At 60.8% G+C, this 25,713-nt stretch carries 32 protein-coding genes; 3 read left to right on the forward strand and 29 right to left on the reverse strand.

Going from position 1 to position 25,713, the window contains the following annotated elements; all coding sequences use genetic code 11:
• Window positions 1–5 precede the first annotated feature (5 nt).
• The 3 genes from dmeF (at window position 6) to DJFAAGMI_RS09290 (ending at window position 2,486) form a co-directional block, all read left to right on the forward strand.
• Entirely contained in the window at window positions 6–959 is a 954-nt protein-coding gene (dmeF, locus tag DJFAAGMI_RS09280; protein ID WP_211456912.1) for a CDF family Co(II)/Ni(II) efflux transporter DmeF, read from the forward strand.
• A gap of 554 nt (window positions 960–1,513) precedes the next feature.
• Window positions 1,514–1,696 (forward strand): hypothetical protein, encoded by a 183-nt coding sequence (locus DJFAAGMI_RS09285; protein ID WP_211456913.1) that lies wholly within the window; start codon window positions 1,514–1,516, stop codon window positions 1,694–1,696.
• A gap of 205 nt (window positions 1,697–1,901) precedes the next feature.
• Entirely contained in the window at window positions 1,902–2,486 is a 585-nt protein-coding gene (locus tag DJFAAGMI_RS09290; protein ID WP_211456914.1) for a YfbU family protein, read from the forward strand.
• A gap of 54 nt (window positions 2,487–2,540) precedes the next feature.
• On the opposite strand, the gene DJFAAGMI_RS09295 is transcribed toward DJFAAGMI_RS09290, so the two are convergent.
• The 29 genes from DJFAAGMI_RS09295 to DJFAAGMI_RS09435 all read right to left on the reverse strand — a co-directional run bounded on the left by DJFAAGMI_RS09295 (window position 2,541) and on the right by DJFAAGMI_RS09435 (window position 25,698).
• The gene (locus DJFAAGMI_RS09295) at window positions 2,541–2,843 is read right to left on the reverse strand and encodes a hypothetical protein (RefSeq protein WP_211456915.1); all 303 of its coding nucleotides are present in this window, start codon (window positions 2,841–2,843) and stop codon (window positions 2,541–2,543) included.
• Window positions 2,843–3,238: a hypothetical protein gene (locus tag DJFAAGMI_RS09300; protein ID WP_211456916.1), complete on the reverse strand. Its 396-nt coding sequence runs from the start codon at window positions 3,236–3,238 to the stop codon at window positions 2,843–2,845. Before DJFAAGMI_RS09300 ends, DJFAAGMI_RS09295 begins: the two co-directional genes overlap by 1 nt.
• Window positions 3,235–3,696: a D-Ala-D-Ala carboxypeptidase family metallohydrolase gene (locus DJFAAGMI_RS09305; protein ID WP_211456917.1), complete on the reverse strand. Its 462-nt coding sequence runs from the start codon at window positions 3,694–3,696 to the stop codon at window positions 3,235–3,237. Before DJFAAGMI_RS09305 ends, DJFAAGMI_RS09300 begins: the two co-directional genes overlap by 4 nt.
• Window positions 3,697–3,699: 3 nt before the next feature.
• On the reverse strand, window positions 3,700–3,993 hold the full coding sequence (locus tag DJFAAGMI_RS09310) for a hypothetical protein (protein WP_211456918.1): 294 nt from the start codon (window positions 3,991–3,993) through the stop codon (window positions 3,700–3,702).
• A 2-nt stretch (window positions 3,994–3,995) separates the two neighbouring features.
• A complete protein-coding gene (locus DJFAAGMI_RS09315; protein ID WP_249334112.1) occupies window positions 3,996–4,394 on the reverse strand; it encodes a hypothetical protein in 399 nt (132 codons plus the stop codon).
• Between the two features lie 44 nt (window positions 4,395–4,438).
• Window positions 4,439–4,858, reverse strand: coding sequence for a hypothetical protein (locus tag DJFAAGMI_RS09320; RefSeq protein WP_211456919.1), 420 nt, complete (start codon window positions 4,856–4,858; stop codon window positions 4,439–4,441).
• A gap of 9 nt (window positions 4,859–4,867) precedes the next feature.
• Window positions 4,868–6,370, reverse strand: coding sequence for a phage major tropism determinant (locus tag DJFAAGMI_RS09325; RefSeq protein ID WP_211456920.1), 1,503 nt, complete (start codon window positions 6,368–6,370; stop codon window positions 4,868–4,870).
• A complete protein-coding gene (locus DJFAAGMI_RS09330; RefSeq protein WP_211456921.1) occupies window positions 6,367–9,294 on the reverse strand; it encodes a phage tail protein in 2,928 nt (975 codons plus the stop codon). Before DJFAAGMI_RS09330 ends, DJFAAGMI_RS09325 begins: the two co-directional genes overlap by 4 nt.
• On the reverse strand, window positions 9,295–9,717 hold the full coding sequence (locus DJFAAGMI_RS09335) for a C40 family peptidase (protein ID WP_211456922.1): 423 nt from the start codon (window positions 9,715–9,717) through the stop codon (window positions 9,295–9,297).
• Window positions 9,714–10,592 carry a DUF2163 domain-containing protein gene (locus DJFAAGMI_RS09340; RefSeq protein WP_211456923.1) on the reverse strand — a complete coding sequence of 293 codons (879 nt, stop codon included), beginning with the start codon at window positions 10,590–10,592 and terminating at the stop codon, window positions 9,714–9,716. The genes DJFAAGMI_RS09335 and DJFAAGMI_RS09340 overlap by 4 nt, the downstream gene beginning before the upstream one ends.
• Entirely contained in the window at window positions 10,589–11,200 is a 612-nt protein-coding gene (locus tag DJFAAGMI_RS09345; protein ID WP_211456924.1) for a DUF2460 domain-containing protein, read from the reverse strand. The genes DJFAAGMI_RS09340 and DJFAAGMI_RS09345 overlap by 4 nt, the downstream gene beginning before the upstream one ends.
• 15 nt (window positions 11,201–11,215) lie before the next feature.
• Entirely contained in the window at window positions 11,216–14,167 is a 2,952-nt protein-coding gene (locus DJFAAGMI_RS09350) for a phage tail tape measure protein (RefSeq protein ID WP_211456925.1), read from the reverse strand.
• Window positions 14,164–14,475, reverse strand: a complete 312-nt coding sequence (locus DJFAAGMI_RS09355) for a DUF1799 domain-containing protein (protein WP_211456926.1) — start codon at window positions 14,473–14,475, stop codon at window positions 14,164–14,166. Before DJFAAGMI_RS09355 ends, DJFAAGMI_RS09350 begins: the two co-directional genes overlap by 4 nt.
• An 8-nt stretch (window positions 14,476–14,483) precedes the next feature.
• Window positions 14,484–14,879 (reverse strand): phage tail assembly chaperone, encoded by a 396-nt coding sequence (locus DJFAAGMI_RS09360; protein ID WP_211456927.1) that lies wholly within the window; start codon window positions 14,877–14,879, stop codon window positions 14,484–14,486.
• Window positions 14,880–14,881: 2 nt separating this feature from the next.
• Window positions 14,882–15,535, reverse strand: coding sequence for a phage tail tube protein (locus tag DJFAAGMI_RS09365; RefSeq protein WP_211456928.1), 654 nt, complete (start codon window positions 15,533–15,535; stop codon window positions 14,882–14,884).
• Window positions 15,536–15,634: 99 nt separating this feature from the next.
• Complete coding sequence (locus DJFAAGMI_RS09370) at window positions 15,635–16,102, reverse strand: hypothetical protein (RefSeq protein ID WP_211456929.1); 468 nt, start codon at window positions 16,100–16,102, stop codon at window positions 15,635–15,637.
• Window positions 16,103–16,145: 43 nt separating this feature from the next.
• Window positions 16,146–16,487, reverse strand: coding sequence for a tail completion protein gp17 (gp17, locus tag DJFAAGMI_RS09375; RefSeq protein WP_211457404.1), 342 nt, complete (start codon window positions 16,485–16,487; stop codon window positions 16,146–16,148).
• The gene (locus DJFAAGMI_RS09380; RefSeq protein WP_211456930.1) at window positions 16,487–17,035 is read right to left on the reverse strand and encodes an HK97 gp10 family phage protein; all 549 of its coding nucleotides are present in this window, start codon (window positions 17,033–17,035) and stop codon (window positions 16,487–16,489) included. The genes gp17 and DJFAAGMI_RS09380 overlap by 1 nt, the downstream gene beginning before the upstream one ends.
• Window positions 17,019–17,351: a phage head closure protein gene (locus DJFAAGMI_RS09385; RefSeq protein ID WP_211456931.1), complete on the reverse strand. Its 333-nt coding sequence runs from the start codon at window positions 17,349–17,351 to the stop codon at window positions 17,019–17,021. The genes DJFAAGMI_RS09380 and DJFAAGMI_RS09385 overlap by 17 nt, the downstream gene beginning before the upstream one ends.
• An 8-nt stretch (window positions 17,352–17,359) precedes the next feature.
• On the reverse strand, window positions 17,360–17,893 hold the full coding sequence (locus DJFAAGMI_RS09390) for a hypothetical protein (protein ID WP_211456932.1): 534 nt from the start codon (window positions 17,891–17,893) through the stop codon (window positions 17,360–17,362).
• A 2-nt stretch (window positions 17,894–17,895) separates the two neighbouring features.
• Entirely contained in the window at window positions 17,896–18,189 is a 294-nt protein-coding gene (locus DJFAAGMI_RS09395; protein ID WP_211456933.1) for a hypothetical protein, read from the reverse strand.
• A 63-nt stretch (window positions 18,190–18,252) separates the two neighbouring features.
• Entirely contained in the window at window positions 18,253–19,578 is a 1,326-nt protein-coding gene (locus DJFAAGMI_RS09400) for a phage major capsid protein (protein WP_211456934.1), read from the reverse strand.
• A 74-nt stretch (window positions 19,579–19,652) separates the two neighbouring features.
• Window positions 19,653–20,606, reverse strand: a complete 954-nt coding sequence (locus tag DJFAAGMI_RS09405; protein WP_211456935.1) for a S49 family peptidase — start codon at window positions 20,604–20,606, stop codon at window positions 19,653–19,655.
• A complete protein-coding gene (locus DJFAAGMI_RS09410) occupies window positions 20,603–21,886 on the reverse strand; it encodes a phage portal protein (RefSeq protein WP_211456936.1) in 1,284 nt (427 codons plus the stop codon). Before DJFAAGMI_RS09410 ends, DJFAAGMI_RS09405 begins: the two co-directional genes overlap by 4 nt.
• Window positions 21,887–21,895: 9 nt before the next feature.
• Window positions 21,896–22,078, reverse strand: coding sequence for a hypothetical protein (locus DJFAAGMI_RS09415; RefSeq protein WP_197577423.1), 183 nt, complete (start codon window positions 22,076–22,078; stop codon window positions 21,896–21,898).
• The gene (locus DJFAAGMI_RS09420) at window positions 22,075–23,868 is read right to left on the reverse strand and encodes a terminase large subunit (RefSeq protein ID WP_211456937.1); all 1,794 of its coding nucleotides are present in this window, start codon (window positions 23,866–23,868) and stop codon (window positions 22,075–22,077) included. The genes DJFAAGMI_RS09415 and DJFAAGMI_RS09420 overlap by 4 nt, the downstream gene beginning before the upstream one ends.
• Window positions 23,831–24,358: a P27 family phage terminase small subunit gene (locus tag DJFAAGMI_RS09425; protein WP_211456938.1), complete on the reverse strand. Its 528-nt coding sequence runs from the start codon at window positions 24,356–24,358 to the stop codon at window positions 23,831–23,833. Before DJFAAGMI_RS09425 ends, DJFAAGMI_RS09420 begins: the two co-directional genes overlap by 38 nt.
• Before the next feature lie 624 nt (window positions 24,359–24,982).
• Complete coding sequence (locus DJFAAGMI_RS09430) at window positions 24,983–25,420, reverse strand: hypothetical protein (RefSeq protein WP_211456939.1); 438 nt, start codon at window positions 25,418–25,420, stop codon at window positions 24,983–24,985.
• A gap of 2 nt (window positions 25,421–25,422) precedes the next feature.
• The gene (locus DJFAAGMI_RS09435) at window positions 25,423–25,698 is read right to left on the reverse strand and encodes a hypothetical protein (RefSeq protein ID WP_211456940.1); all 276 of its coding nucleotides are present in this window, start codon (window positions 25,696–25,698) and stop codon (window positions 25,423–25,425) included.
• Window positions 25,699–25,713 lie beyond the last annotated feature (15 nt).

Raw genomic sequence — 25,713 nt, forward strand, 5'->3', positions numbered from 1 at the left:
CAATCATGACCTCATACACCGACTCCCCCCTGTCCCGACAACACTCCCACAGCTTTGACCAGGGCAATCCGCTGGGCGAAAAAAATGCCAAGCTGGCGATGCTGCTGACGCTGGCCATGATGGTGCTGGAAATCACCGCCGGCTATTACTTCAACTCCATGGCCCTGCTGGCCGATGGCTGGCATATGAGTTCACACGCTCTGGCACTGGGCCTGTCCGTCAGCGCCTATGCCGCGGCCCGCAAGCTGGCCAATGACAGGCGCTTCAGTTTCGGCACCTGGAAGATAGAAATCCTGGCGGGATACACCAGCGCCATCTGCCTGCTGCTGGTTGCCGCCCTGATGGCTTTTGAGTCGGTACAACGCCTGCTCTCGCCTGCCGCCATTCACTATCAGCAAGCCATAGGCGTGGCCACTCTTGGCCTGCTGGTCAACCTGGCCTGTGCCTGGCTGCTCAAGGATGGTCATCACCATCACCACGGCCATGAGTCCCACCACGATCATCACCATGAACACGACCATGCGCATGGCGATCTGAACCTGCGCTCGGCCTATCTGCATGTGATTGCAGACGCGGCCACATCGGTCATGGCCATCGCAGCCCTGCTGGGCGGCATGTTGCTGGGCCTGGCCTGGCTGGATTCGGTCATGGGCCTGGTCGGCTCCGTGATGGTCGCTACATGGGCCTTCAGTCTGCTGCGCGATAGCAGCCGCGTGCTGCTCGATGCCGAAATGGATGCCCCCGTCGTGCAAGAGGTACGTGATGCCATCGCGCAAGGCCCGCAGCCCGTCAACATCACTGATCTTCATGTCTGGCGCGTGGGCAAGAATCACTATGCCTGCATCATCGCAGTCGAGGGCGCTGCCACCGTCACCCCCGACTACATTCGCCAGTTGCTGTCGGTGCACGAAGAACTCACCCACGTCTCTGTCGAAGTCAACCGCACAGAGCCGGCATAAATACGTCGGTTGAAATCAGCAAGCTGGTAACGCAGGTAGAATCCAGCGTCCCTCCCCGTAGTTCAAGGGGAGTACTACAGAGACAAATCATCAATCTCGTATCACTTTGATATCAGTAGCTATAGAGAAGCGGCTGCTGTATCAAGCCCGTATCACCCAGAGACCTGTACGCATATAGATGCATACAGGTCTTTTTAATACTGTATAAATGAACAGTATGTGGTGCACTATCTATCAACTGTACGAAGACGGCCAGCGGCTGCCGCCTGAAATCGCGCAGGCGAACGGCGCGTATGGATGGCTGTACATGTATTCAAAGCTTCCCGGCATCGGGATGCCCAAGTGCCAAGCGCACCTGCTCCAAGACCCAGACGCTCCCCCAGGCATCAAGGACGTCATTGAGCCACTGAACTGTTGCCATCTGATGGCCATCGATAAGGGCAGCATGAGGCTGAACGGCAGTCGCTCGTACACGCAGAGCTTTATCAGGCAAGCATGGATATGTGTTCCAGGGGAGAGAACTGATGCGCCGCGCTGATGCAAGAGAATCCATCTTGAGCCATTGGATCAGTTGGTCGCACCTGGTCAACGAGGAAGGCGCCTATCCTCGGCCAGGCACGGCCATGCATCTGTTCTATGAATACCTGCAAGCACGACACCCCGAAGTCTTGGACTTCGCCAGCTACTCGCCATACCTCGAAATGAGACAGTGGATTGCCGAAGACAACGAGCCATAAAGCTGCGCGGCACGAAAAATAAGCCTCCCCGGTGCGGAAGCAACAGGGAGGCTTTTTAAACAGAGTGAAAAATTAGAACAAGCCACGGAACCCCGAGCTATTTCTACTAACTGGTTCATAAATTTCCAAAATACCACCTTCGACACTTGAAACAATTAGTTAATTAATGTTCAATAGTATTTTCATTCTTTATTGAGACGTATCGATGAATCTGACGCCTGCTGAAAAATTAATTATTGAACTACTCTGTGATTCGCTTAAGGGTAAAGATAGTGTTTACGATGTTGAATTCCTCAGCAAAGTGATCTCCTCTAATGAGACTTGGGCGATTTCTAAGAGATACCAAAGCCTGGAGGATAAGAGCCCTGAGCCCGCCTATGTGACAGAGGTGTATGCGATTCTTGAGGCATATCGGTGGGTGTATGACACCACACAGGAACTTGGCCCGAGAGTCTCTGAAATCAGAAGCATCGTCCAAGAGAAGGGGCAAGTCCATGTTCAAGAAAAGTTCGATGGCTTTGATGGGAACAATGAAAGCGATCACCTGAGTGCTGCTCACATCATTGTCGATGATCTCCGCTTGTACGAAGAACAGAAAGGGCGTGTCAACAATACTCATGGACCACGCCGTGACGCGTATGTTCGAGTGGCTAATGCGTATATGAAACTACGCGAGGAGGCTCCCGATGGAATTCTCCCTAGAACCTATGAGAGCCTTTTGGAAGTCTTTCGTGAGGCCGCAAAACTGAAGCTCGATATTGTCTTGTTAGACCCCCGCTGGGCTAGGTAACAGCTTTATATAAAGCAGAAAAGCCTCCCCGATGCCGAAGCACCGGGGAGGCTTTCATTTTTCATTGACCGTTTTGAGCGGCCGCTTGCAGTTGGCCAGGGCCGTTCGCAGCAGGATCTCATAGCCCTCGCGGCGCTCAAGCTCGGCGCCTGAGGCTTGGACATACATATCCACGTCTGCACCAGCCGGCAGATGCTCGGTCGGCATATTGGGCCGTTCAGGCTCGGGCTCATCGCAAGGCACCGGCACAGCGACCTTGACCTGCTGAATCTCGACCCTCGCCGGCGGTGCCGCACCGCAACCAGCCAGGAGGACAGCGGCCGCCAGCGCAGCCGAGAGTAGGGGTAGACGGCGCATCACTGACCTCCACCAGACTTCCGGGACGCCAACAGCTCAGCCACACGGGCCTGTGCGCTTGCGCATGCATCACCAGGCACTGCCGCCGGCGTGCTCAGGATCTTGTCTGCGCGGGCCTTATGCCCAGCTGCGACCGCTGCCGCTTGTGCCCGGGCCTGGTCGCGTTCCTGCTTGAGCCCTTGACCGATCAGCTCCAGTGCCTCAACGGCTTTTGTGCACACGTCTGCACTTGCGCGCGCCAGCGATTCCTTATCGCCGGCATGATCGGCGTCGGATCTAGCCAAGGTTGCTTCGTCGCGCTGCACCACGTACATCCAGGCCAGGCCCACATTGCCCGCTAAGCTCAACAGCAGCGCCATTGCAAGCGCGGCTGCAGCTTTTGCTGCGGTCGTCATACTGGCTGGACCCCCACCATAAAGGTCTTGCCATGCTGGGTGATCACGCGATTGACGGCTTGTGCCGGAATGCGTGTGGAAAGATGGACCCAGCGCGAGCCCTTAGAGCTGACCTCATAGATAAGCTGCCCGATGCCGAGAGCGGCCATATGAGGTGCAAGCGCCTTAGCCACCTCATATGGAGTGCCGAATCCAGGCACCACCACATCAGCAGCCATCCCTTGCATATGGTCGCTGGTCGTAGTTCCCCCGACAGCCTCATTGACGCGACGATTACGGAATCCACTGGTAGGCGTCATGGGATGCCCACCGAGGTGCGCACGCACGCGCTCCAGCATCTGCGCGGTGCGGTGGAGTTGCTGCAGGGCATCTGGCCCTGGCGTGTTGTCCACGCCAAGTTCCCTTGCTTTATTGCTGTCGGTCAGCTCTTTGAGTGTGAAATGTTCTGTCAACTTCATGGATCAACCCTCCTTAAAACGGGTGCGAATGATGAGAAAAGTGAAGCCTGCGATGACGCAGACATCGGCAAGGGTTGGGGGTGTCGGCCGCAGCCATGGCGCCACCAGGGCGCCGGCACCACCCAGCGCGAGCAGCGCCCAGGCGATGGCCTTGAGCCAGGCCACCAGGCGAGTGCGAGGGGAAAGCCCCGGCCTGCAGGGCGCGGTGCGCTCCAGCTTGTTAAGCGCCTCGGCCACCACGACCAGGCCGCAGAGCCAGTGCAGTACGCCGAGCAAAGTGATCACGGGATAAAACATGGTCAGCCCCCTTCCGCCTGATCAGGCTTTGGCAGGTACTTGCCAATGAGTGCCCGCAAAAAGCTCTGCGCGCCCGCGCCCACCAGGCAGGCCATGGGCAGCAGGACGGTCTCGGGAACGATGGCGACCAGCAGCACCAGAGGCGTGAGGTAACCCGCCGTGATGGAGCTTGCCCAGGCCACGGCCATGCGACGCATAGCCAGGCGCACCATGTCCCGCCATGTGTCGCTGCTGCCTGGCACGGTGTTCAACAAGATGATTGCGATCAGGCTGCCCAAAAAGCCGGCGAGCAGCACGTCAGCACGCAGACCCAGCGGCACACCGAATGCCGTGAGCGCTTGCGTGGAGACGGCGGTGCCGACGAGGGTCACTGCCGTCGCGGTCGATGAAGGTTCTGCCATCTGATGCCCTCCCTCGGGCAGAAAAAAACCCGCCTGTGCGGGTGTCAAAGAGTGATTGCCAATCTAAAAAGGTCATCCAGCGCCTCTGTCGGCCTGCCGAGCTGGCGCCATATCTCCTGCAGAAACGGGTTCGTGCGCTCCCAGGTGGCCGCCTCGTACTCGATCAAGGCAGCCTCGCGCTGGTCCTCATCAGCAACGCCATCGATCAGCGCCTCAATGGCTGCGCGCTTGATGCCCAACGACAGCAACGCAAGCAGCCCTTGCCTGCGGGTGCAGGTGTCGGGCGCCGGCGGCAGGTAGGGCTTGGCCTCGACCAGCTCCCATGCCCCCTCGCGCCAGAAGCAGCCGTGGGTTTGACGGTTGTAGGCGGGCGCCTCGCCGTCCGCAGCGCCCATCCAGTCGGCTGCCGGCGTATCGGCGGGCACATGCTCCAGGGTGTGCAAGCTGTATTTGTTGTCGTCCATGCTGGTGCCTCACAAAAAGTCGCATGCCGCACGCAGGCCCACCGTCCAGAAGGTGTGCCAGGCGTTGTGATTGAAGTTGGCGCAGCGGGAGCCGGACATCGTGCCGTCCGCCCGGGTGCCACCGAACAGCACCGCATAGGGAACCCCCAGCGTGTAGCCCCGGTTCACGCCGGCGGACCAACCGGAGCCCCCAGCCGCATGGGCGGTATTGCCCCAGCTCCAAAGATGGCCGGTCATCTGCTCCCCGCCCCATTTGCTGGTGTAGCCGGCCTGCCGGGCCGTGGCCGGGATGGTGGCCTCTGCACCGCCAATCGACTGCAGCTCGGTGACGCCAAAGGCCGCTGCAGAGAACTCCTGATAGCTCAGCAACCGTTTGCCATGGCTCATGGCCAGCTCGGCAGCCTCATGCCAGGTGAACGTCGAATACTTGGAGCTGCCACTGCCGCCAAACATCAGAGGGATGAGAGGCAGCACGGTGCCGCTGGCCACATCGCTGTTGTAGCGGGACGTTCCCTGGGTGATGTGCTGAGTACCGCAGTAGTAAATATCCAGCCAGAAGCGCTGGCCCACGCAGCACATGCCACGCGGGTCGCATCGGGGGCGATAGCTGAGGTCCCAGAAGCTGTAGGCGTTGATGCCCGCGATCTTGTCCACATCGGTCTGGGTCCAGATCATCCCCACGCCTGCGGTCGCAAAGCTGCCGCCGGCGACCGTGGTCGCAGGGGCCACCAGCCCGTAATGGAAGCCAGCAAACTTGCGCGCCCCCGGGGTGGGTGCTGCAGCCGGGGCCGTGATCGGGTCGGCCACCGCCGTCAGAGACCCATCGGCACCGATCCAGACGCTGTAGTCCTCACCGGGCACCCAGGTGGCCGGGGGCGTCACCTCGGTATCCACCGCAAACTCATGCTCATAGATGGTGCTGCCTGCCACCACCGAGAGAGCTTGTGCGCCAGTCTTCTTGAGCACTGGCGTGTGATGCACGGGCGGCACCACCACTGCCCCGCCACCGCCGCCTCCACCACCACCGCCACCGGCTCCCGGTACCCACTTGCCAAGATCGGCCGAGAAAACCAGCGCCTGGCCGTCTGAAGGAGAGCTCACAGACACATCAGACAGGGAGGCCAGTGATGTCGATGATTCCGCCACGCTGAGCACGCCGGCCGTGCCGCAGCGCCAATCCTCCACCAGAGAGACGGTCGCTGGCCCCACGTCCAGGCGGTACACCCGCGCATAGCTGCCAGTGTCATTCCAGTGCACCGAAGAGCTGGAGGCAGACAGCACGCCGGTGCTTCGGTTCACCACTAGGTAATTGATGGCGGAGGCCGTCAGCGCAACGGTGCTTGCAGCCACCGCAAATTCCGACCAGCGCCCGCCCAGGTAACCCCAGGTCAGGCCCGCCGTGCTGGTGGCATCGCGGCCGTAGACCGCCACATGCTCCAGTGCTTCAAAGTTCTCGTTCACCGGCACCTGCGGATCTGCTTGCGCCGGCAGCCAAGGTTGCAAAACGCTCATACGGTTGTTGCTCCTACGAAAGAGGGATAGCCAGGCCCCACGGTGGCCGAGAGCTGGCAGATTTCAAATTGCACGGCCGTGCCGCTGACCAGACCGTCAGTGGCCTGCATGTCGGCGCTGTAGCGGTACAGGGTTTCATTGACCACATCGGAGCGCAGCAGCGTGCTGCCGGCGAAGACGCGCACGCGGTAGGCCTCAACAGCCTCGCCCAGCGGCACCACCGGCGCCGGGCCGCTGTATTGGTAGCTGCGCCGGGTGCGGCGCTGCCAACTCACCACCAGATCCGGGCCATCGGGCAGGGCCCGAGGATTGGCTGGGCTGAAGGGCTTGAGCGCCACGCCCGTATCGATGAAGTCCTCGGCCGTGCCAGCAGACAGGAACTGCCCCAGGGTGACGGCCTTGATATGACGCTGCAGCCCGATCTCGTTGGTCTGCGATCCGACGCGGCGCAGGCTGTTGCCCAGCAGCACACAGCGCTCACCGGCCACATGCCCGCCCATGGCCCACTCCGTGCCCCGCTGACCGCGCAGCAGGCCGCTGAGCAGATAAGTGCCCACTGACAACAGCGCCGCAGACCTGAAGCGTAGGATCTCGCTGCCCAGCAGCAAGGCATTGATGGACTCATCGAGCAGCATGGCTGCGCGTGTGCTGGAGGCCAGCTCACCCGAGACCTGCACCGTGACCGTGCTCGACTCATCGAACACCGGGCCGCCCACCCAGGCCGGCAGCGCCGTGGTGGCAGTGCCCATTACGCTCTGCGCCGTGGTCGTGAGCAGCTGCACGTAATTGACCTCATCCCAGGCCTGCGCCACCACGGCCCCGGGCCATTTGTCGGTGTCGGCTACCCGCTGAGGAGCGACTGCCACGTAATAGCCAGGTGCATCGTTGGCATCGTTCAGGATGGGGATGTCCAGCGCCGCAAACAGGGTTGCCGCCGGCTGGATCACGGTCTCCGTGTTCACATAGCCTGTGTCCGTGACCGCCGCACTCTCGATGGCCCCCACGTCGTCCAGCACACATTGCAGCTCGATGATGGGCATCGCATCGGTCTTGCTCTGCACCCGCAGGCGATAGCTGCGGCCGTCGCTGTTCAAGGCGCTCACCACATCGCCCGGCTCCAGGAACGAATACTTGAGCGGCAGCTTGAGCGTGGCCGTCGCCAGTCCCGCCACACGGTCCATGAGCAGGCCGTCCACGATGGCCTTGGCTTCGGCAGGCAAGAGACCCAGTGGGGTTTGAATCGTCTCCGTGCTTTGCTGGCCCGACAACAGACGGTCAGAGAACTCCGTCGCCGTCTGGTAGTCGCCCGCCACATTGGCATAGCTCAAGGCCAGCTGCGCGGGCAGCTCCAGGTCATTGCCCAGCGTCAGCGATAGAGGCTCATCGTCGCCGCCGCTACCCGTGCCCATGCCCAGGTCAGCAAACGGAATCGAGGCCACCGGGTCCTTGGACCTGGCGCGGATGGAGATCTGCTCGCAGGCACTGACTTCCAGGAAGAACCCCTGGGCCAAGGCCTCCAGGGCTGATCGGGTGTTGGAGATGCTGCCAATCGCCAAGGCCCGCACCGGCTTGTCTTGCAGCGACGCCTGCAGCGCATAGTCGGCGCTGCCATAGCCGCAGCGCTGCATCAAGCCATCAACCACCTGCTGCAGAACGGCAACCGATCCCGCGGCCGAGCCAACCGAGATCCGCTGAAAGCGCACATAGGCATAGGGGTCCTCAATGGGCCCGCTGTAGGTACTTCGTGCAAAGACACCGATTGCACGCACGGACCTGATGGACAGGGCATCGCATGCGAAAGCAAAGTCGTCGTTCGAATAGACATCGATAGCCAGCCTGTCGCGCGTGAACTTGAGCGCCCCGTCCTCAAACGTCACAAAGCCATTGGTGCAATGGGGCGGCGAGCCGATGAATGTGCCGCGCTTCAGGCTTGCGTAGCTGCTCCCATAGAAAAGGTAATGGCTGAAGGCCTCGCCACTCATTCGGCCGTCCGATCTGACGATGGCCACCAACTCGCCGGCGGCGTTCAGGAATTCAAGGCTGAACAGGCAATCGTCTCCGGCCCAGAACGCATTGAGCGCTGAAAGCCGATACGTCGCACCGACGTCAATAGCCATGGGGGAAAGACTGGACACACTGCCGGCCTCAGCGCCCCCCTCTTCGGTCGTGTACCTCTTGAAGGCCATGGCGCCAATGGCGTGAAACTCAGAAAAGTATGAGTCCCAAGTCGGCTGCCCCGTTGCCAGTGGGTCCCACTCGATGAAAGCATCGGTATCGGCCCGGGTCGCCATGACCGACACCAGAACGCTTTTGCCATCGTTGCCGCCCACGCCGATCTCAAACGTCAGATTGGGGATGTTGCCGCTGTTGCCCAGTTGCAGACCCTGAATCAGCACCGTGCCCATGCCGCGATAGGCCGGCGCATTGCCAACGCCCACGGCTGCTTCATAGGTCGGGTCGGGCAACTGCGATGCTGCGCCGCTGTACACGCGCAGGTCCACCCATTGCCCAGACTTTGAAACCCCATTGGCCAGCACCAACTCGCCGTTGAGCCACACCCGAGATATGTCATCGATCTCGTTCTCGCTGAGCAGAATCAGCAGATCGACGTCATAGGTGTAGCTGGTATAGGTTGGGCCACCGCCCTTGCCCTGCTCCTCCTCGGTCGCCGTCTCCCGGCGCTCACTGGCCCAGATGACCTGCCCGGCCACGCGCGGACTGCCTGCAATCCAGGGGATGGGAGAGCCGTAGTCTGTTCCCGTGACCTTGAGGTCATTGAGCCGAGGTCCATAGGACTTCTGCCCCGGCGCCATCAGCGAATAGGCCAAGCTGCCCAGCATGAAGCCGGTGCCCGCCGTGGTCAGGCCCAGGCCCACCGGCCCCAGGGCCAGCGCCCCCACGGCCGCAATTGCTAGTTGTGCCATTTATTCAGTCTCCGGGAACCGAAAGGCCGCCACAAAGCGCATAGCCTTGGTGAACAGCAAACGGGTTTCCAGCACCCGCCCGTGGGCGCCGCTGGCGTGAATGATGGACAGGCCACCGTGCAGGTAGTCGCCCACAATGCCGACATGCTGCGGATGACTGTCAAATGCCACCAGCACCACATCACCGGGAGCCATGTGGGCCTGGGCCACGGGCGCCAGGCGCTCGCTCAGGTGGTGCACCAGCTGCTTGCCATCGGGCACCCGTCCATAGCCACCCACATCCCAATCCGCCGGCACGGCACCGATCTCGCGGGCCACGCTGATGACCAGGCCCACACAGTCCACACCCACGCCCTCGACGCGGGCCTGGTGGTGAAACGGCGTACCCACCCAGCGGCGGGCAATGTCTACGATTTGCTTCATGGCGTCTTGGTCAGGTCGTCCGTGGTGGGCCGATGTGGCTCGCCCCGGAAGTTGAGAACATTGCCGAACTTGTCGCGGCAGTCTTCAAGAAGGCGCTTGCGGCAGCCGGCCACGATGGAGAACTGGTCGCCCACCGCCACGGCCATCACCATGGGCAGCACCAGCGTCAGCACGCCGCCAGCGGCATGGCTGCGCACTTTCTGCGACAGGCCCGCATTGGCACCCGTGGCGAAGGTCAGCACGCCCTCGCCAAAGTAATCAGCGGCCTGGGCCAGGCCTGCGGCCGTGAAGCTGCGCTTGTCGGCCACGGCTGTGATCACGCCAGCATGGGTCCAGGGCGCCAGATCCTCTTTGCAGCGGCCGTCGCCCAGCCGGTTGCGGCAGGTCTTGGTCGATACCTCCCCAAAGCTTTGCTGCAGCAGCTGCTTGAGGCCGCGCAGCTCCACCTTGATCGTGGCCGCGTTCAGCGTCACCTCGCCAAACCAGCCCCGGGTCAGGGTCTCCACATCGCTAGCAACCGTGGGCGCAGCCACATCCCAGCGGTAACGGAAAATCCGAAAGCTGGCATTGCGCCAGACCCCGGCCACCACCTCGTCCCGCTGAAACAGCGAGCCATCATCCAGCGTGGTCAGCTCCAGGTTGTCTACGGCAAAGCCCGAAGTGCTGACCAGGTTGCTGGCAGACAGCCCCTGCCTGGCATCAAACACCAGGGCGGCGCTGCCCAAACCCCAGGGCGTGACATCGAGCACAAACGGCAGGTCATGGCTGGTGAAGCCGTAGAGCTGGCCATCGGTTCGCGCGATCACGATGGCATGGGCCACGCTGGTGCCGCCACTGTCATAGTGGGCCTGCAGGGCCACAGGGATCTGCTTCATACCCGAATCTCCTCCAGCTCGATCCCGGACCATTCGGTGATCAACTTGGTGCCGCCCAGCACCTTCCAGACGGCGGACGGGTCTTTGAAAGCCACCGGCACATGAAAAGTGCCCATCCAGCGGTAGCTGTCACCAGCCATGTGGTCGGCAATGACTACCCGGCCCGTGCTGATGTCCGGCACAACTGCCAGCATGCTGGGCACGCCGGCGCGCAGGCGCTCCACCTTGCAGCCCTTGGCGGGCTTGGAGATGGGGCGCACATACGTGCGGCTACCAAAGACATAGGTGCGGCAGAGCTGCCAGGTGTTGGCAATACCAGCCACCACGGTCAGCGTGGTGTTGGCGTCGGTGGCCTGAAAGTCGCTCCAGTCCTTGAAGCGGAAAGCATCGGCATCGCCGCCCACGACATAAAAAAAGGCCCGTAGGGCCTCAAAGTCTTCCTGCTTGCGCGGCGGGTGCGCAATGTTGTACTCATGCAGCGGGTACTTGGCTTCACGGTTGGTGATGCGTTGCCCCGATGCAGAGTAGGCCTTGCTGTTGATAAAGCGCGGCCCGCCCTCTGCTTCCCGGCTGATTCGCGGCGGGAACAGCTCTTCAAAAAATGCCATGGCGTTTCCGTTTCTCTAGCCGTTTCTGGACTGTGCGATAGCAATCTGCCGCCCCACCGTCAGGCCAAACTGCACCGCCGTCTCCCGGCTTCCGCCTTGCGGCATCTGCACAGTGACGTTGATATTCGTCGGGCCACTGCTTGCACTCGACAGCGCTCTTACACCCAGATTGCCATCCGGCGCTCTGGTCAGCGGCATGATTGCCTCGGGCCCGGCCTCTCCAAACACCCCCGCCCCCTTGGCGAATGCAAAGAACTGAGGCGTGTCGTGGATCTGGTTGCGGTAAGCACTCAGACTATGACTGTCGTAGACACCGCCAAGCGCATTGGTCTCCACGCCAAACGCCGCTGCCAAGCCCTCTGCGCTGTAGTCACCCCAGCCTGCATTGCCGACAGAAGACGCCCCCGTCAGCAGTCCCAAACCCTGGCCCAGCAGCCCCATGAGGCCGCTGCCCGAGCTCCCACTAGAGCCGGCCACGCCCAACGCGTTGCTGAGCTGCTGCTTGATGATGATGCGGGTGATGTCGGCCACGATGTTGTTGGCCAGATCCGTGAACGACAGCTTGCCCGTGGTCACGAACTTGACCAGCGCATCCTCCATACCCCTGAAGGCATTGGCAAATGCATCGGCCGACTGCTGCGCCACATTGGCCGCCTGGTCCACATAGTTCTGCATGGCAAAACCTGCGCCCAGTTCCCACTTTGTCTGCAGCTGGTCCAGTTCCGCATAGGTAGCCTCAGCGATGCGGATGCGCTCTTCCTTTTCCGCCTTCAGGTCAGCCAAGCGCTGGTCAATCTGTGCCTGCTGCTCCTTGGAGAGGTTCGCCGTGAACATGCGCCGGTCGCGCAAACTGCGCTCTTCGGAAAGGTAGCTGTCCTTGATACCCCATATGCTCTCAGCCCGCTGGCGATCCTTGCTTCCCATCCAAGCCGAGCTGATGGTGCGCTGCTGCTGCTCCCGCATCTGCTCCATGGCACGCTTGTGCGACTCCGCCAGAGACTCCATGGCCATACGCTGGCGATCAGTGGCCAAGGTTTCCTCAAAGGACAGGGCCTTGAGCTTTTCGCCAGTCTCCAGCCGCTTGGCGGCCAGCTTGGACTCGGTATCCGCAATCTGCTTCTTGACGGCCAGCGCATCGCTGCCCTTGACCTTCTCCTGCTGCAGACGGGCTATCTGCTCCTGCAGTGCGGTTTCCTCGACTTTGCTGGACTCCTCGATCAGCGAGCGCTTTTGGCTGTAGTAGCCCTGGTCATCAATCAGGCCGGACTGGCGCAGGCGGTCAAGATCCTTTTGCTTGCCATCGATGATGCGCACTTCCTCGCGGGCGGCGTTCTGAATCTCGGAGAGGTCAAGCCGGCGCGCGGCCGGTGCCGTGCTGCCACCCCGGCCGCCGCCCTTCTCCTTGAACTGCTCCTCAATACTGGCCTTGGTTTTGGCAATCAGCTTGGGATCTAGCAGCGCGTCATTGGGGTTGGCTGCTCTGATCTTGGCGATGTTGTTTGCATAGTCCTCAAGCGCCTTTACCTTCTGCTCCTGCTTGGTCAGCGCGCGCTCATTGGCTTTGCTCACGGCCTCAATGGCTTTGATTCCGGCCTTCTGAACCTGCTGAGCATGACCTTCAGCCATGGCTTTTGTCGTAGCTTCATTGACCTCACCCTGCAGCTCGATCATGCGCGCCTGGGCTGCACCGAGTAATGCCTCGCTGTTGTTTCGGCCGCTGCCGTAGCGCGCGACGTAGTCATCATGCTTTTGCTGCAAAGTCGCAACGACCTGGACTTGCCGCTGCAGCTGCTCTTCAACAGTCGTGCCACGGCCGATACCCGCCATGGCGTCCCAGGCAGCTTTTGCGCCCTTGGCCAAACCTTTCCAGGCCTGCTCCAGCAAGCCCACATGCTCCTGCAGCTGGGTCGTGCGACCGATGATGGAGTCCGCATAGGCTTCCTGAGCCAGCTTGGCGGCCTCGGCTTCGCGCCCCTGGTCTTGCAGGGCCTTGATCTGGCTGAAGATCTCGGCAGTGAGATAGCGGTGCTGCTCCGTCAGCTTCAAAGAAGCCTCGACGGGAGACTTACCCAACTCCTCAAAGTCCTTGACCGTGTTTTTGATAGGCACGCCCACCTGGTCAAAGCGCAAAGCCGCCTCGGCGGCCTTGGAAATGGTCTCGGTCGCCACATTGCCAGTCGCAGCAATCTGCGTCAGCGCCTCGGCCGCTCCGGACTGGGTGAGGCCCTTCTTGGAGCCCAGACTTTCGGCCATGAGGGCCAACTGTCCCGCCGTGGTGCCGGCAGCGTTGCCCGACAGAATCAAGGCTTTGGAGTATTCACGGGCCTCCTGGCTCCCTTGGTAGAAAGCAACAGCAAGCAGACCCGCAGCAGTCCCAAGGACCGTCAGAGGGTTGACCAGGCCAAGGATGTACCCACCCAGGCCTTTGATCATTTCAGCAGCAGTGCCGAACGTGGTGAGTAGCTGCGACCCCTGTTGCAAGAACACTGTCATGGCGTTTTGACCGCCTGCCAGCGAAACAACCACGTCCTGAAGCTGGGCGGGAACGCCGCGCAGTGCCGCATTGCGCTGCCCCTCGCTGATGCCTCCGGACTGCTTTAGGGCCTTCTGCGCGGCCTCGGCCTGGCGCATTTGGTCGATATAAGGCTTAAGTACGTCACCCGAGATGCCGCGCTGTTTTGCCAGCATGTCGTAGTAGTCAGATCCGGCTTTGCCACCGGACTGCAGAGCCACGGTCGCGCGCTGGATGCTGCCGACCATATTTTTTTCAGCCCGAGACATTGCTGCGGCGGACTGCTGTGACTGAGTCTCTAGAGGCTTAAGTCCCTGTGCAGCCTTTTGGCCAGCAGCCTCCACGCCTGCAGCCATTTCCCTGGCTGCGGCCACTGCATCGGCGCCCCCCTCGCGCACGCCGGTGGCGTCCATCGAAGCCTCAATCTGGACTTTACGGCGGTCGGTATCGCTCATTTTTCAGCCTCAGCATAGATTTCTTGAAGTGCGGCAGCCTCCATGACACGCACCTCGGCACGCAGCCGCTCGTGGTCTTCATGGGGGATTTCGCGCGCGCGCAGTTCGTCGGCCAGCACGCCATAATCCAGGCCCACAATCCCGCCTGCGCCAACGCGCCACTGCGTCTGCAGGGCATCGAACAGGCCCCAGGCGGTCCAGTTTTCGGGCCAGACCTCGACGCGGAACATGTCGGCGTACTGGCTCACGGGCAGCCCCCAGTCCTTGAGGTACTGGGCATCCGGGAGCTGCGTGTACCGGGCGCGCACTGCCGCAATCAGTTTCCCAGGCGGCCCTCGATGCAGATCTGTCGATAGGTCTCCATCACCGCCTGCACGGCTGCTGGGATCTCACGCGCCAGTTGAATGCAGTTGTCGAGAGTCAAGGGAACGTCAAGCCCCCAGTCCTCCAAGCAGCTCAAGACATATTGGCCGTTGATTTGCACAGCTCCACGCTGCAACTGCTTGGAGGCATTTGCGGCAGTGCCATCAAAGTTCGGGACCTGGACCCCGTGGAGGCTGTCCAGAAACTCGCCAAACTCCACGCGGTCGCGGTACCGGAACGTCACGGGCAACAGTCCCTCCGTCCCGTCCAGCATGGTGATCTTGAGGGAATGAACGATGCCTTTGGGCCGCTGGCCCAGCACGATCTGGCGTGCAATCTGCTCGCTCATGATCAAGCTGCCTTGGCCAGGTTGGTGGGCGCACCGCGCAGCAGCACCGTGGACTTGGTGGTCATCTCGGCACCCTTTTCGGTACTCGGCGTGTCGTCATAGGCCAGCTCGCCCACGTAGTAGCTTGTAGAGCCGTCCTTGAACTGCAAACGGTGCACAGACTCCAGGCCATCGGAGGCCTGCAGTGCCGCGCGGGCCTCGCCGCCCTGCTTCCAGCTGATGGTGTATTCCAGGCGACGGGCATTGCGACCCAGGCTGAATTCCTGGTCATCAGGGACGTCCAGGTAAGAGCTGGTGCCGGTCTTGATGTCGCCGCCAGTCAGGCCAAAGGCAGGGACATAAGGCAGGCGCTGCCATTCGTCAGCCACTAATGGAATCAGCGCTACAGTGCCGCCGGGCGGGAATTTGGAGAGATCGAGGGTGTCGACGCCGTCCAGTGTGACGTTATCAGCGGTCACAGCTTTGGCGCGGGCGACACGACCTTCCAGCTCGGGGTAGTCTTCGCTGGTAATGACCACCACAGCGTTGGCCTCCAAGGTGTTGGCCACCGTCACCACCGCGTGCGCGGCATTGGACAATTCACCGGCGGCCAAGGCCGTCAGCGCTGCGGTGTACAGATAGAGTTTTGCCCCATCGGGCAGAGGAACTTTGCGCATGGTTGTGCCCCTTTCAGGCAAAGAAAAACCCGCCTGGTTTCCCATGGCGGGTGTGGAGCCCTTACGGGCAGATGAAAGCCGCACAAATGGCGGCGGAATCTATCGGTCGTACTTGTCGCGCAGTGCCGTGTAAATGCCACTGGCACCACCATCCAAAATCACATCACATAAGTCATGCTTTGGTCCAGGGTAGGAAGATCCGCAAACGGCTGGCCATTTAGCTACCACTTCGCACTTCTGACGGGTCTTCTCAAGGTCTTTATCGAAATCGTTCAAACGAATTCCAAGCCATATAGACCTGAAGTCGCCATCTTCAACAGGCGCCACGATGGCAACCGTCTGAGTTGCGCCTTCATAGAAGAACGGAGTCTTCCCTACATAGCCGCCCATGCGATTTTTTGCATTGAGGTAGCCGCAGACGTTATCTGGCTCGGACCCCTTGCGCAGGTCCGAAAACTCCGCGCTGCCCGGATCGTTAAGCAATTTCTTCGCTGCATTCTTGGCATCCATTTCGACACCACAACCAGCAAGTGCAGCCAAGCCTAGAACCATGAATATCAGACGCATATCCCTCTCCTGTAATTAAGGGAATGCTATCAAACTGCGCTGTCTAGTAAGACACGCGCAGATCCTGGTCGGCGGAATAGAGATCCATGTCGTGGTCGTAATCGTCGCGGAAGTTGCCTATCGGCCGTATGACCAGATCCGGGTGAGCGCGCAAAGCACTGAGCAGCTGCGGCATCAACTGCTTCGGCTCCAGGACGTTATCACTGAAGATTCGCAGCTGCACCTCAGCCGTCTCCAGCTGAGGATCTTCATTGTCGAGATAGTCGGATGCATCGCCTCCAAAGCGCTGCCAGATGACATAGGGCGTCTGCGTGTCTGGCGGGGCAACCGGGCAATGGCAGCGGGGAATCACTGCCTTGATGGCTGCTTCAAGAATCAGGTCCATCACCTCACCCCCTCCAGGGCTTGCCAAAGCACATCTGCCGAGGCAAGAACAGCGGCAGGTGCCGCTCGCATGGCACCGCGCATGAATGCATGACCAGGGATGTACACCGGGCCATCAGGACGTGGGACATAGTAGGCATCCTTCTCTGCCTGGCTTGCTCTGCGGCGAGGCTTTTTCTTCCCGACCTTATCTGGGCGCACCAACGTGACCCAACCCTTTGCCGTCATCACGACCTGGTAGCGCTGCCAGTGCCCGTACTCCACAAGCCCAGCATGAGGGGCCTTTCTAGCATTCCAACTGATGTGATATTCAGCGAAGCCGGGGCCACTGTTGTCCTGTGAGAACACCTGATAGAGCGCCTGCGACAACGAACCCGAAACCTTGGGAATCTTGGCGATGTTGGAGCTGGCTGCATCATAAAAAGCCTGCGCTGCCGCCTGAGCTGCTGGACGCGCAGCATCCTCTGCTGCATCGCCCAAGTCATCAAACAGCGATTGAAGGCCAGAGAGATCCACCGGCGCGATTAAGGAATTAGCTGCGACCGCCATTGATCACCTCGCATACCAAATCGACGTGCTCCCTTTGAATCAAGTCAGGAAGCACTGACTTGACTTCAAACACCACACCCGAACTGACAGCGCGCATCTCCGCAGTGATGTCAGTGCGCCAACGTAGACGGATGCTGGCAGATGCCCTGCTGGCCGTTTGACCTGCTTTGATGGTTTCACTGCCAGACAGGAACTTAATGTGACCCCAGGCCGGTGCGCCAAAGTCTTCCCAGATTGGAGAAGGTCTACCCATCGGACCATTCGGATCTCGCCACATAAACTGAATGCGGTGTCGTAGTCTTCCAGCGGATAGCATGGAGCCTCCTAAAAACGTGGCGGGACTTTGATGTCCGACAGCATGGAGTCGAGAAACTGGCCTGGCAGCGGAACCAGCCCCCCCTGCGCAATGACCTCGCGCTGTGCCCAGAGAGTGGCTGCATACATCAGCATCCAGGAGCGCACTGAAGGGTATGCAACCAGATCCAGGCCCGCCTTGTACGTGATACGCAAGGCGACGTCTGAGCGCACTGTAAGCACGCTGACTCGCTGACCGATCTGCAAGCAGTACTGATCCGGCGAGAGCAGAGCACCATCAGGCTGAAGGATCTGCACTTTGAGAATCTCTGTCGCCTGCCCTCTATCCAGGGCACGAGCGCGGATGCCAGCGGGCCAGTCTTCCTCATACTCAGCCTCTTGGATTGCTGCCCCGGTTTCAGCCTCGCACTGCGCAGTGACAGTAGGAATGATCAGCTTGGTGATCAGATCCGCTTGAGCTGTCGCCGGATCTTCCCGCACCCACTCCACCACCTCCGCCAGTGTTAGCACCGGCTCGCCGGTATAACGGATGCGGCGCGCCATGATCAGGGCCGGTCGTCGTCAGCGCCACCAGTGCCGGCGCCGTTGCCATCAGGCGACTTGTCGCCGCCATCGCCAGTAACTTTGCCATCGGCGGGCTTATTCGCGGAAGTCTTTTCGCCTCCGCCTTCTGTCGCATTCTGCTTTCCGCGCGCAGGCTTGGCTTGAGTCTGCGAATCGGCCAGACCGGCATCGACCAGGGATGCTGCCGTTTCTTCATCGAAACCAGCAACCTCGCCCTTGTTGTAGCCGCGCCATGGCTTCTTGAACGTCACAGCGACTTTTTTATCTTTGCTCATGATGAATATTCCTTGAGGTTGAACCTCCGCCCAGTTGCTACCAGGCGGGAGAGGGGAAGATGCTTAGGCCAGCATCTCCTTGCCCCACTTCACGCCGGTGCCCACGGCGACGGATTCGACGTGACGGGGACCGAAGTCGTTGTGATTGATCACGCGCACCAGAGTCTGGTCACGTTGGAAGGCGCTGACGGTGTCACCGTTGGCGTCCTTGTAAGAGGCCTCGGTGCTATAGGCCAGAGCGAGCTGCCCGGTTTCACCGATGTAGCAATCGGAGTAGTCACCGAAGTAGATTTCGGATTCGTCACCACCCGCCCCCAGGTTGATCGGGATCTGCGTGGACAGCTTGTAGGGGTAGCCCTTGAAGCGGCCTTCATTGATCTCGGGAAAGGCCAGGTTGCCGTTGCCATCCCGAACCGTCTGCAGGAAGCGGACAGTTCGCGGATTCATCATCCAGCCGCAGCTAGCCAGCTTGGCGTTTGCCAGCTCCACGCGCAGCATCAGGCTGCCACAGAAGGCATCAATGTCCGCCATGGTTGCACCCGCCGGAGCTGCCACCACGTTGAAGGCCGGCGCCCAGTAGCGCAGACCTTTAGGGGTGAGCCCGCCGTTGCCGTTGGAACGGATGAAGGTGATGTCTTCATACAAGCCAACGCTTGTAAAAAGGTCATCCACAACAATCGCGTCCACTTGCGGATTGACGCCCTGGAACTTGAGCAGGTCATTGCTGATTGGCACCAGAGCCGCCAGCTTCTTGGCCTGCAGCTTCAGATCTTCGAAGGTCATGCCAGTCACGGGAATGTCGGTATCCATGCCGATATAGCCCACCGAGGTGTTGCCCTTGACGCGAGGCAGCCCCATATTGCCGTTGATCAACGGCAATGTCTTCACACCGAAGCTGCGCAGGATGGATACCGGGCGCAGCGATTCAATGACCTCGCGGGCCATGTTTTCAGGGATGAGCACACCGCCAGCGCCGGGAGTGGTTGTAGACAGCGCCATGACCACGCCCTCGTCCAAACCGCCCTGACGTGCCAGCTCTGCAGCCTGCATCTGATTGCCTTGGGCCTGAGCGATCATGCGTGCCATCTGCGCAACGCGAGTGCCTGCCGGGGCGTTGTCGTGCACGGTGATGTGAGGAGCCGCGACCGGGGGGGATGTGATGCCACGGCCCGACTCAGTGACCGGCACCGCTGCAGAGGCTGCCAGGCGCTCTGCCGATTCGGCGCGGGTAATTTTTGCAGTCAGGTCAGCCATCTGGCTTTCCAGGGAGGTGAACTGTTGCAGCTCTTCGGCCGAGAGGGTTTCGCCGCCGGCTTCCTTCTTGGCCAGGGCCTGCAGCTGGGTATTGAGCTGGGCGCGTTCGCTGCGGAGTTGAGTCACGAGAGACATGGTTTGCTTCCTTGAGGCAATAAAAAAGCCCGCACGGCGAATGCCTGCGGGCCGGGAGATCTGCCGCGAACGCGTCAGAGTTGAACTTGTGCTGCAGCAGCTGCAGCGCGTACAGAGAGGCGACTGCCGTTAGGGCGGTTTGCCCGTGTCACGGCGATGGCGCGGGTGATGTTGTCGAGGGCGTCGGTCGGCGCTTCCAGACGGTCGGCCAGGCCCAGGCTGATGGCGGCTTGACCACGATAGACACCGGCCTCCGTGGCGCGCACAGCATCGGGGCTGAGCCCGCGATATTCCGCAATCGCATCGACGAACATTGCATAGCCCTCATTGACCAGGCCTTGCAGGTACTGCAGAGACTGCTCCGTGAGGGGTTCATGCGGCGAGAGGTCATTCTTGTGGGCGCCAGCGTAGACGGTGGTCACTTTGACGCCGGCCCGCTCCTCCATCACCGAACGGTCCATGTGCTTGGCAATCACGCCGATGCTGCCCACGCCGCTGGTGCGGCTGACCACCAGCTCCGAACAAGCCGCCCCGATCAGGTAGCCACCGCTGAAGGCCTGAAAGTTGACGATGCCCGTGATGGGCTTTTGCCGACTCATGGCCCTCAGATCCGAGGCCAGCTCGAAAGCGCCCGTGGCAGAACCGCCGGGGCTGTCGATGTCCAGGACGATGCGCTCCACCTTGGGGTCAGCCACCGCGCGGCGCAGTTCGCTGCGCAGCCCTTCATAGCTGGTCATGGTTTCGCAGACGTTCATGTGAGCGCCACGGCTGACCAGCAGGCCATGCACAGCGATCACTTCCACGCCCGTGGACTCAACGATGGCCCGGCGCTCGGCCTCCTGCCTGGCCAGCGCAGCTGAATAGTCGTCATCGTCGTGCCACATGCGCGGCTCGGCCGGGCCTGGCAGGTTGATGATGTTCAGGCCCATGGTCTGGTTGGCCCAGCGCACGGCCATTTCGACCGTATCGGGCGTGGCGAGAAGGGGCTGATTGAACAGCAGCCCGGCTGCACGTAGATAGCTCTTCATTGCGGTGCCAGTAGTTTTTCAATTTCACGCTGCTGGTTCACCAGCTGGGCGCGCACTTGAGGGTTGTTGAGATCCGGCGTGCCCTTGCTGGCATCCACCATGTTCAGCGGCTGCAGATAGGTATCGCCTCCACCAATGGGCGGCATGTTTTCCAGGCGCCGAATGTCGTTGACCGACAGCCAGCCCCACTGGCGCCCGATGGCATAGGCCTCGTAGCGGCTTTTCTGGTCGCCTCGCATGAGGCCGGACAGATTGAACTCGATGAAGTAGCGCCCCCGTTCCTTATCAAGCAGGAAGTCGCGCATCATTGCGCCCTCGTGCCGCTTGGCCCAGGGCAGCAGCGCGAACACCACGAAGTGGATCAGCAGCTGCTCAATGGTGTTGTAGTTGGCCTTCTCCAGGTCGTTGACCATGGGCAGCGGGATCTTGTAGATCCGCGCCACATCCACGCCCGAGACCTTGAGCATGGAGATCATCTCGGCATCGACGTTGGATAGTGAGACCGGTTTGAAGGTCATTCCCTCCTGCAGCAGCGCCACTTTCCGCGCATTGTCTGCACCGCTGAATTTAGCGCCCCACTGGTTGACGATCCCGTCGATGGTGGCCTGGTCAGTGATGGCCCTCATCTCTTTGGGCCGCTCAATGACGCCCGACAGACTGGCACCGTTGGCAAAGGACTTTCCAGCGAAAGTCCGCACCGTTTGCGCAAGGCCAATGGCATCGGCATGCAACTGGATAGGCGACAGCCCCACATAACCGTTATGGCTATGCCAGCGAACGTGGTGCACTAGGCGCATAGGCAGCGGTGCACCGGCACCGGCCACCTGGTAATAAGGCAGTAGATCCGGCCCCTTCAGCACTGTGACCTTGGAGGAATCCAGAGGCCATAGCGCCTTGACCTGGCCGTGATCGTCACGGTCAATGAAGGAGTAGCTGTTGCCGCGCAGACCGACAGCCATCTGCGACAGCTCCACCCGTTCATAGGGAGTCTGGAAGTCGTTGGGCTTGTTGCGCAGGACGTTGTAGAGCGGATGCTCAGTGGCAGCGACCCGTCCCCCATCGTCCAGGCGCTGGTACAACTCAGCCGGGCACGAGGCTAGGCTCTCGGCCAGCAAAGTGACGCAGTTCTGCAGAATGGGCAGGGCCAGGGCAGATTCTGGCGTGACCCGCACGCCGGATGCGCTCACGCCGACCGAGCCGAGGATGCCGCGCCAGAAGTCGCTTTTGCTGTCCACGAGGTCGCCCGTGCCACTACCGCCAAGCAGCGAGGAAAAAAACATGGCGATCCTTTACTTTTTGGCATCGCCCTTGGCGATCAATGCGGCTGCTGCCTTATCCAGCAGCAACGCATACAACAACAGACCGACCCCGGCCACGCACAGCGCAACCGGGACGCTCCACAGAGCCAGCCCACCAACCAGGAGGGCGAAGCCGAGCACTCCAAACACAAACGAAAGAATCCGCAGCTTCATATCCGCACTCCTGATTCGTAAATGGAAGGGCCGCTCAATTGAGAACCCTTACCGCTAATGCCGCAGGCCATGACCGATGCAACGATGCCGTCGACGCGAGCGGCAGCCTTGGACTTGTCGACCTTTCGGTTGTTGGCCGGGTCATGGGTCACGACGGCGTTGGCCGCATTCCATGTCAAAACGGGGTTGTCGTCGTGCCTGAGTTGCTCCACGACCTCGGCATGTTCAGTCGGCTCATCGCCCGGTATCGGAGCACCCAGCAGGCGGCGTTCAAATTCATCAACAGCCGGCCCCATGGACTCGTATCCCTGACCGAACTTCTCCATTAGCGGCAACGTGATGCCGTTTTCCGCCATGAGCTGCAGAAGATCCTCCACACGCCAGCGGTCGTAGGCGATTTTTTCCACACCCCCGAAGTAATCACAGATGGTCTGCATACGGCGCAACACAAACAGACGACTGACAGCACGCCCTGGTGTCGTCTCCAGCATGCGCTTTTCAATCCACTCCCGATACGGCACCCGGTCGCGCTTTTCACGCTCATCGATGTCGTGGTCAGGTATCCAGAAATAAGGCATCAATCGCCAATACGGATCTTCGACCGTAGGGAAAAAGAGCAACACGAAAGCCGTCAAGTCCGTGGTGCTGGACAAGTCCAGCCCGGCCACCGCCCTGCGATTGCGCAGCAAGCGCATCGGCACTTTGTCTGCGGCGCTGCTCCATATCTCCCAGTCGATCCAGGGCGACTCAGCCTGAGTCCATACGCAGAAGTTCAGGCGCAGCACCTTGGCCTGCTTCGATGGCATGCCTCTGGCACCTTGCACCTGTGCCCGCAGATATGCATATCCGGGGATGCCTTCACGCTGCCCAGGAAGGCGATACCGCAGCGAAGGGTTGACCTTCGGCCAGCAGCTCTCATCCTTGATGGGGTCATCGCCTTTATCCAAGGAGCAGATGAATCCGAAGAACCGATCATCCTTCGCCTTGCCTGTGCACACGTCTGCACCGTAGTCGTGGTACTGACCGCAGGGCGTGTTCTTATCGCTGCCACTGTTGGTGATCATGATCACCATGGCCCGGCGCCGACTCTTGGTCCCGGCGATCATCATGTCGATGACCGTCGCAGTCTTGTGCTCGTGCACCTCGTCAATCAGACCAACATGAGGGCGCGGGCCAGAGCCGCCCTCGTCTGCAGAGATGGTCTTGAAGAAGCTGTTCGTACTAGGGTAGAACAGGTTCCACACTTTCTCGTCGCGGCCTGACTGCACCAGGCGCGAAGCCAGACCTTTCGACTGATTGACCATCGCCACGGCATCACGAAACAGGATCTGGGCCTGCTCCTTCTTTGTCGCGGCAGCGTAGATTTCAGCGCGCTGCTCGCCGTCCGATGCCAGTCCATAGAGACCGATGCCTGCAACCAACGGACTCTTGCCCGATCCCTTGCCTGTCTCGATGTAGACCACACGAAAGCGTCTCTGGCCGTCTTCCAGAAACCAGCCGTACAGGCTACCAACAATGAAAGCCTGCCAGGGAGCCAACAAAAACGGCTTACCCTCGAAGTCGCCGCCGTTCAGCTTGAGCACATCCTCAAAATACCCAATGGCTTTATCTGCGGCTTCCTGGTTCCACACCAGGCCACGCTTGTGGCCTGACTTGAGATCACTTAGATGCCGCTTGCACGCAGCGCGTACATATGGGCCAGCGATGATGCGCCCTTGCAGCACGCGGCGCGCGAATTTGAGGACGCGGCAATCAGCTGAAGTAGCGGCTAACGGCGTCCTTTTCGTCATTCCCGAACAACTCCCCCTGCGGCAGCAGCGCAGTCTTCATGTTTCTCCGGGCCAGGGGCGACATGCCGAACAGCGCGCCAGCAGCGTTCGCGCGCTTTTCAGCATCGTTTGCCAACTGGCGCCAGACGCTGATCTGCCTCGCGCCCGTGGCGTAGGTCTGCACATCGCCGCTTTCTGGATCGGCCAAATTTTTCTTTGCGATCAATTCGCGGAATCGCCGCCAATCAGCCACGGCCTCGCAGTAGGAGGCAAGGGCCATCATGTCCAGCTGATGCACCCAGCCCAGCGTGAGCAGATCGACCACCACGCGGCGCCACTCACCCTGTGCGGCCGGGCTGAGGAATTCCGGCATCGGCGGCTCACTCGATGCGACGGTCTGGGCCTCCACTTCGCGAAGCAGGTCAGCCGCGTTTTTTTTGCTGGCATTTCCGCCCGCAAGGTGCAGAAAAGAGGGTTTGGCGCTGCGGCCAGAGTTTGCATTTCCAGCCATACAGGCCTCCTGACTTGATACCCCCCCTCCCCATATTTCCCGCATTTTGCGAACAGAGAGAACCGGTCGGTCTAGACGGCGAGGGGATGTAAATTTTTCACCCCCCCTCCCCCTCGGAGCGGCTGCGGTTCCATGGGTGAGACGGGTCAACGGGGCGCCCGGATGCATCGCAACCAGGAACGCGCCCCGACTTTTCCGCCCGTTGCTTCACCGAGTCATGGCAGAACTTGCACAGCGGCTGCCAGTTGGAACGACTCCAGAACAACGCATGGGCAGATGCCAAGCGAGCCGGATCTCCCGACTCCCTAGCCTCGCGCAGTCGTGGCGCCTCGATGTGGTCAACCACAGACGCCGGCTCCTTGCGTCCCTGCTTTGCATGCTCTGCACACAATGGGTTATCGCGCAGGAACTGATCACGGGCTTGCTGCCATGCGTAGTTGTAGCCACGCGAGTGCGAGCTGCCGCGCCGGTCGTCATGCGCCCGTCTTCCTGCATTGCTCATGGATGCTCCGAGGGGTCAACAAAAAGCAAACCCCGCACAGCGCAAACTGGCGGGGTTTCCGGGCAAGTACTCAGCGGTTAGGGGCACTGAGCACTAGCTTGCCGCAAATGTACTGCAACTCTCTATGGTGGAAAACTCACCGGATGCGCATCACGCGCATTGAAAGCGGCACGTTTGCGCTCTTTCTCCTGAGCGAGCGCCACCAACCAGGCATCAATAGCACGGTCTGCAGCATCCAGCTGCGCATGCACCGTTGACGGGGCGCGGCCTATCTGGCGGGCCGTACCCGTCACGCCCAGGTCACGGACATAGATGCAGTGCAGCGTCTCATACAGGTGGGACTTGCCGCCCTTCAACGACTCCACCGCCTTGTCCGTCTCCTCAGCCTCCAGGTGCAGCACCGGCATGACAGACTCGCGGTTCTTCTGCGGCTGCTCAACATTGGCACCCCAAACGGCCAGGATGTTCTGCGACGGGAAGCCCAGACCATTGTTGTCACGCCGCGCCCGCCACAGCGCCCAGTTATCCAGGCGGCGCTTGATGTGCTCGATCCGCGCCATGGTCAGGCACCTCCCAGATCACCGTGGCCGGCGATCATGCACACGTGTGCACAACCCATGCGGCCTATCAAGCGCGACACCTCGACCGCCCGAGCAAAGCGCGTGAAGGGCGCACCGACCACCTCACCACCCTCGCAAGCCCAAAAGTAGTCCGGGCGACCAGTCAGGCCCATGCGCACAATGCCCCACACAGACTTGTCCTTCTCGGCGTAGCGAAGAATCGTTTTATAGACCTCGGGCATCTTGGCCTTGATTCGATGCTGCCCCTGTGTGATCAACCAACGCTCATGTTC

Origin of the sequence: Comamonas brasiliensis, from assembly GCF_018292285.1 — a bacterium.
In the GTDB taxonomy this organism is placed as follows: domain Bacteria; phylum Pseudomonadota; class Gammaproteobacteria; order Burkholderiales; family Burkholderiaceae_C; genus Comamonas; species Comamonas brasiliensis.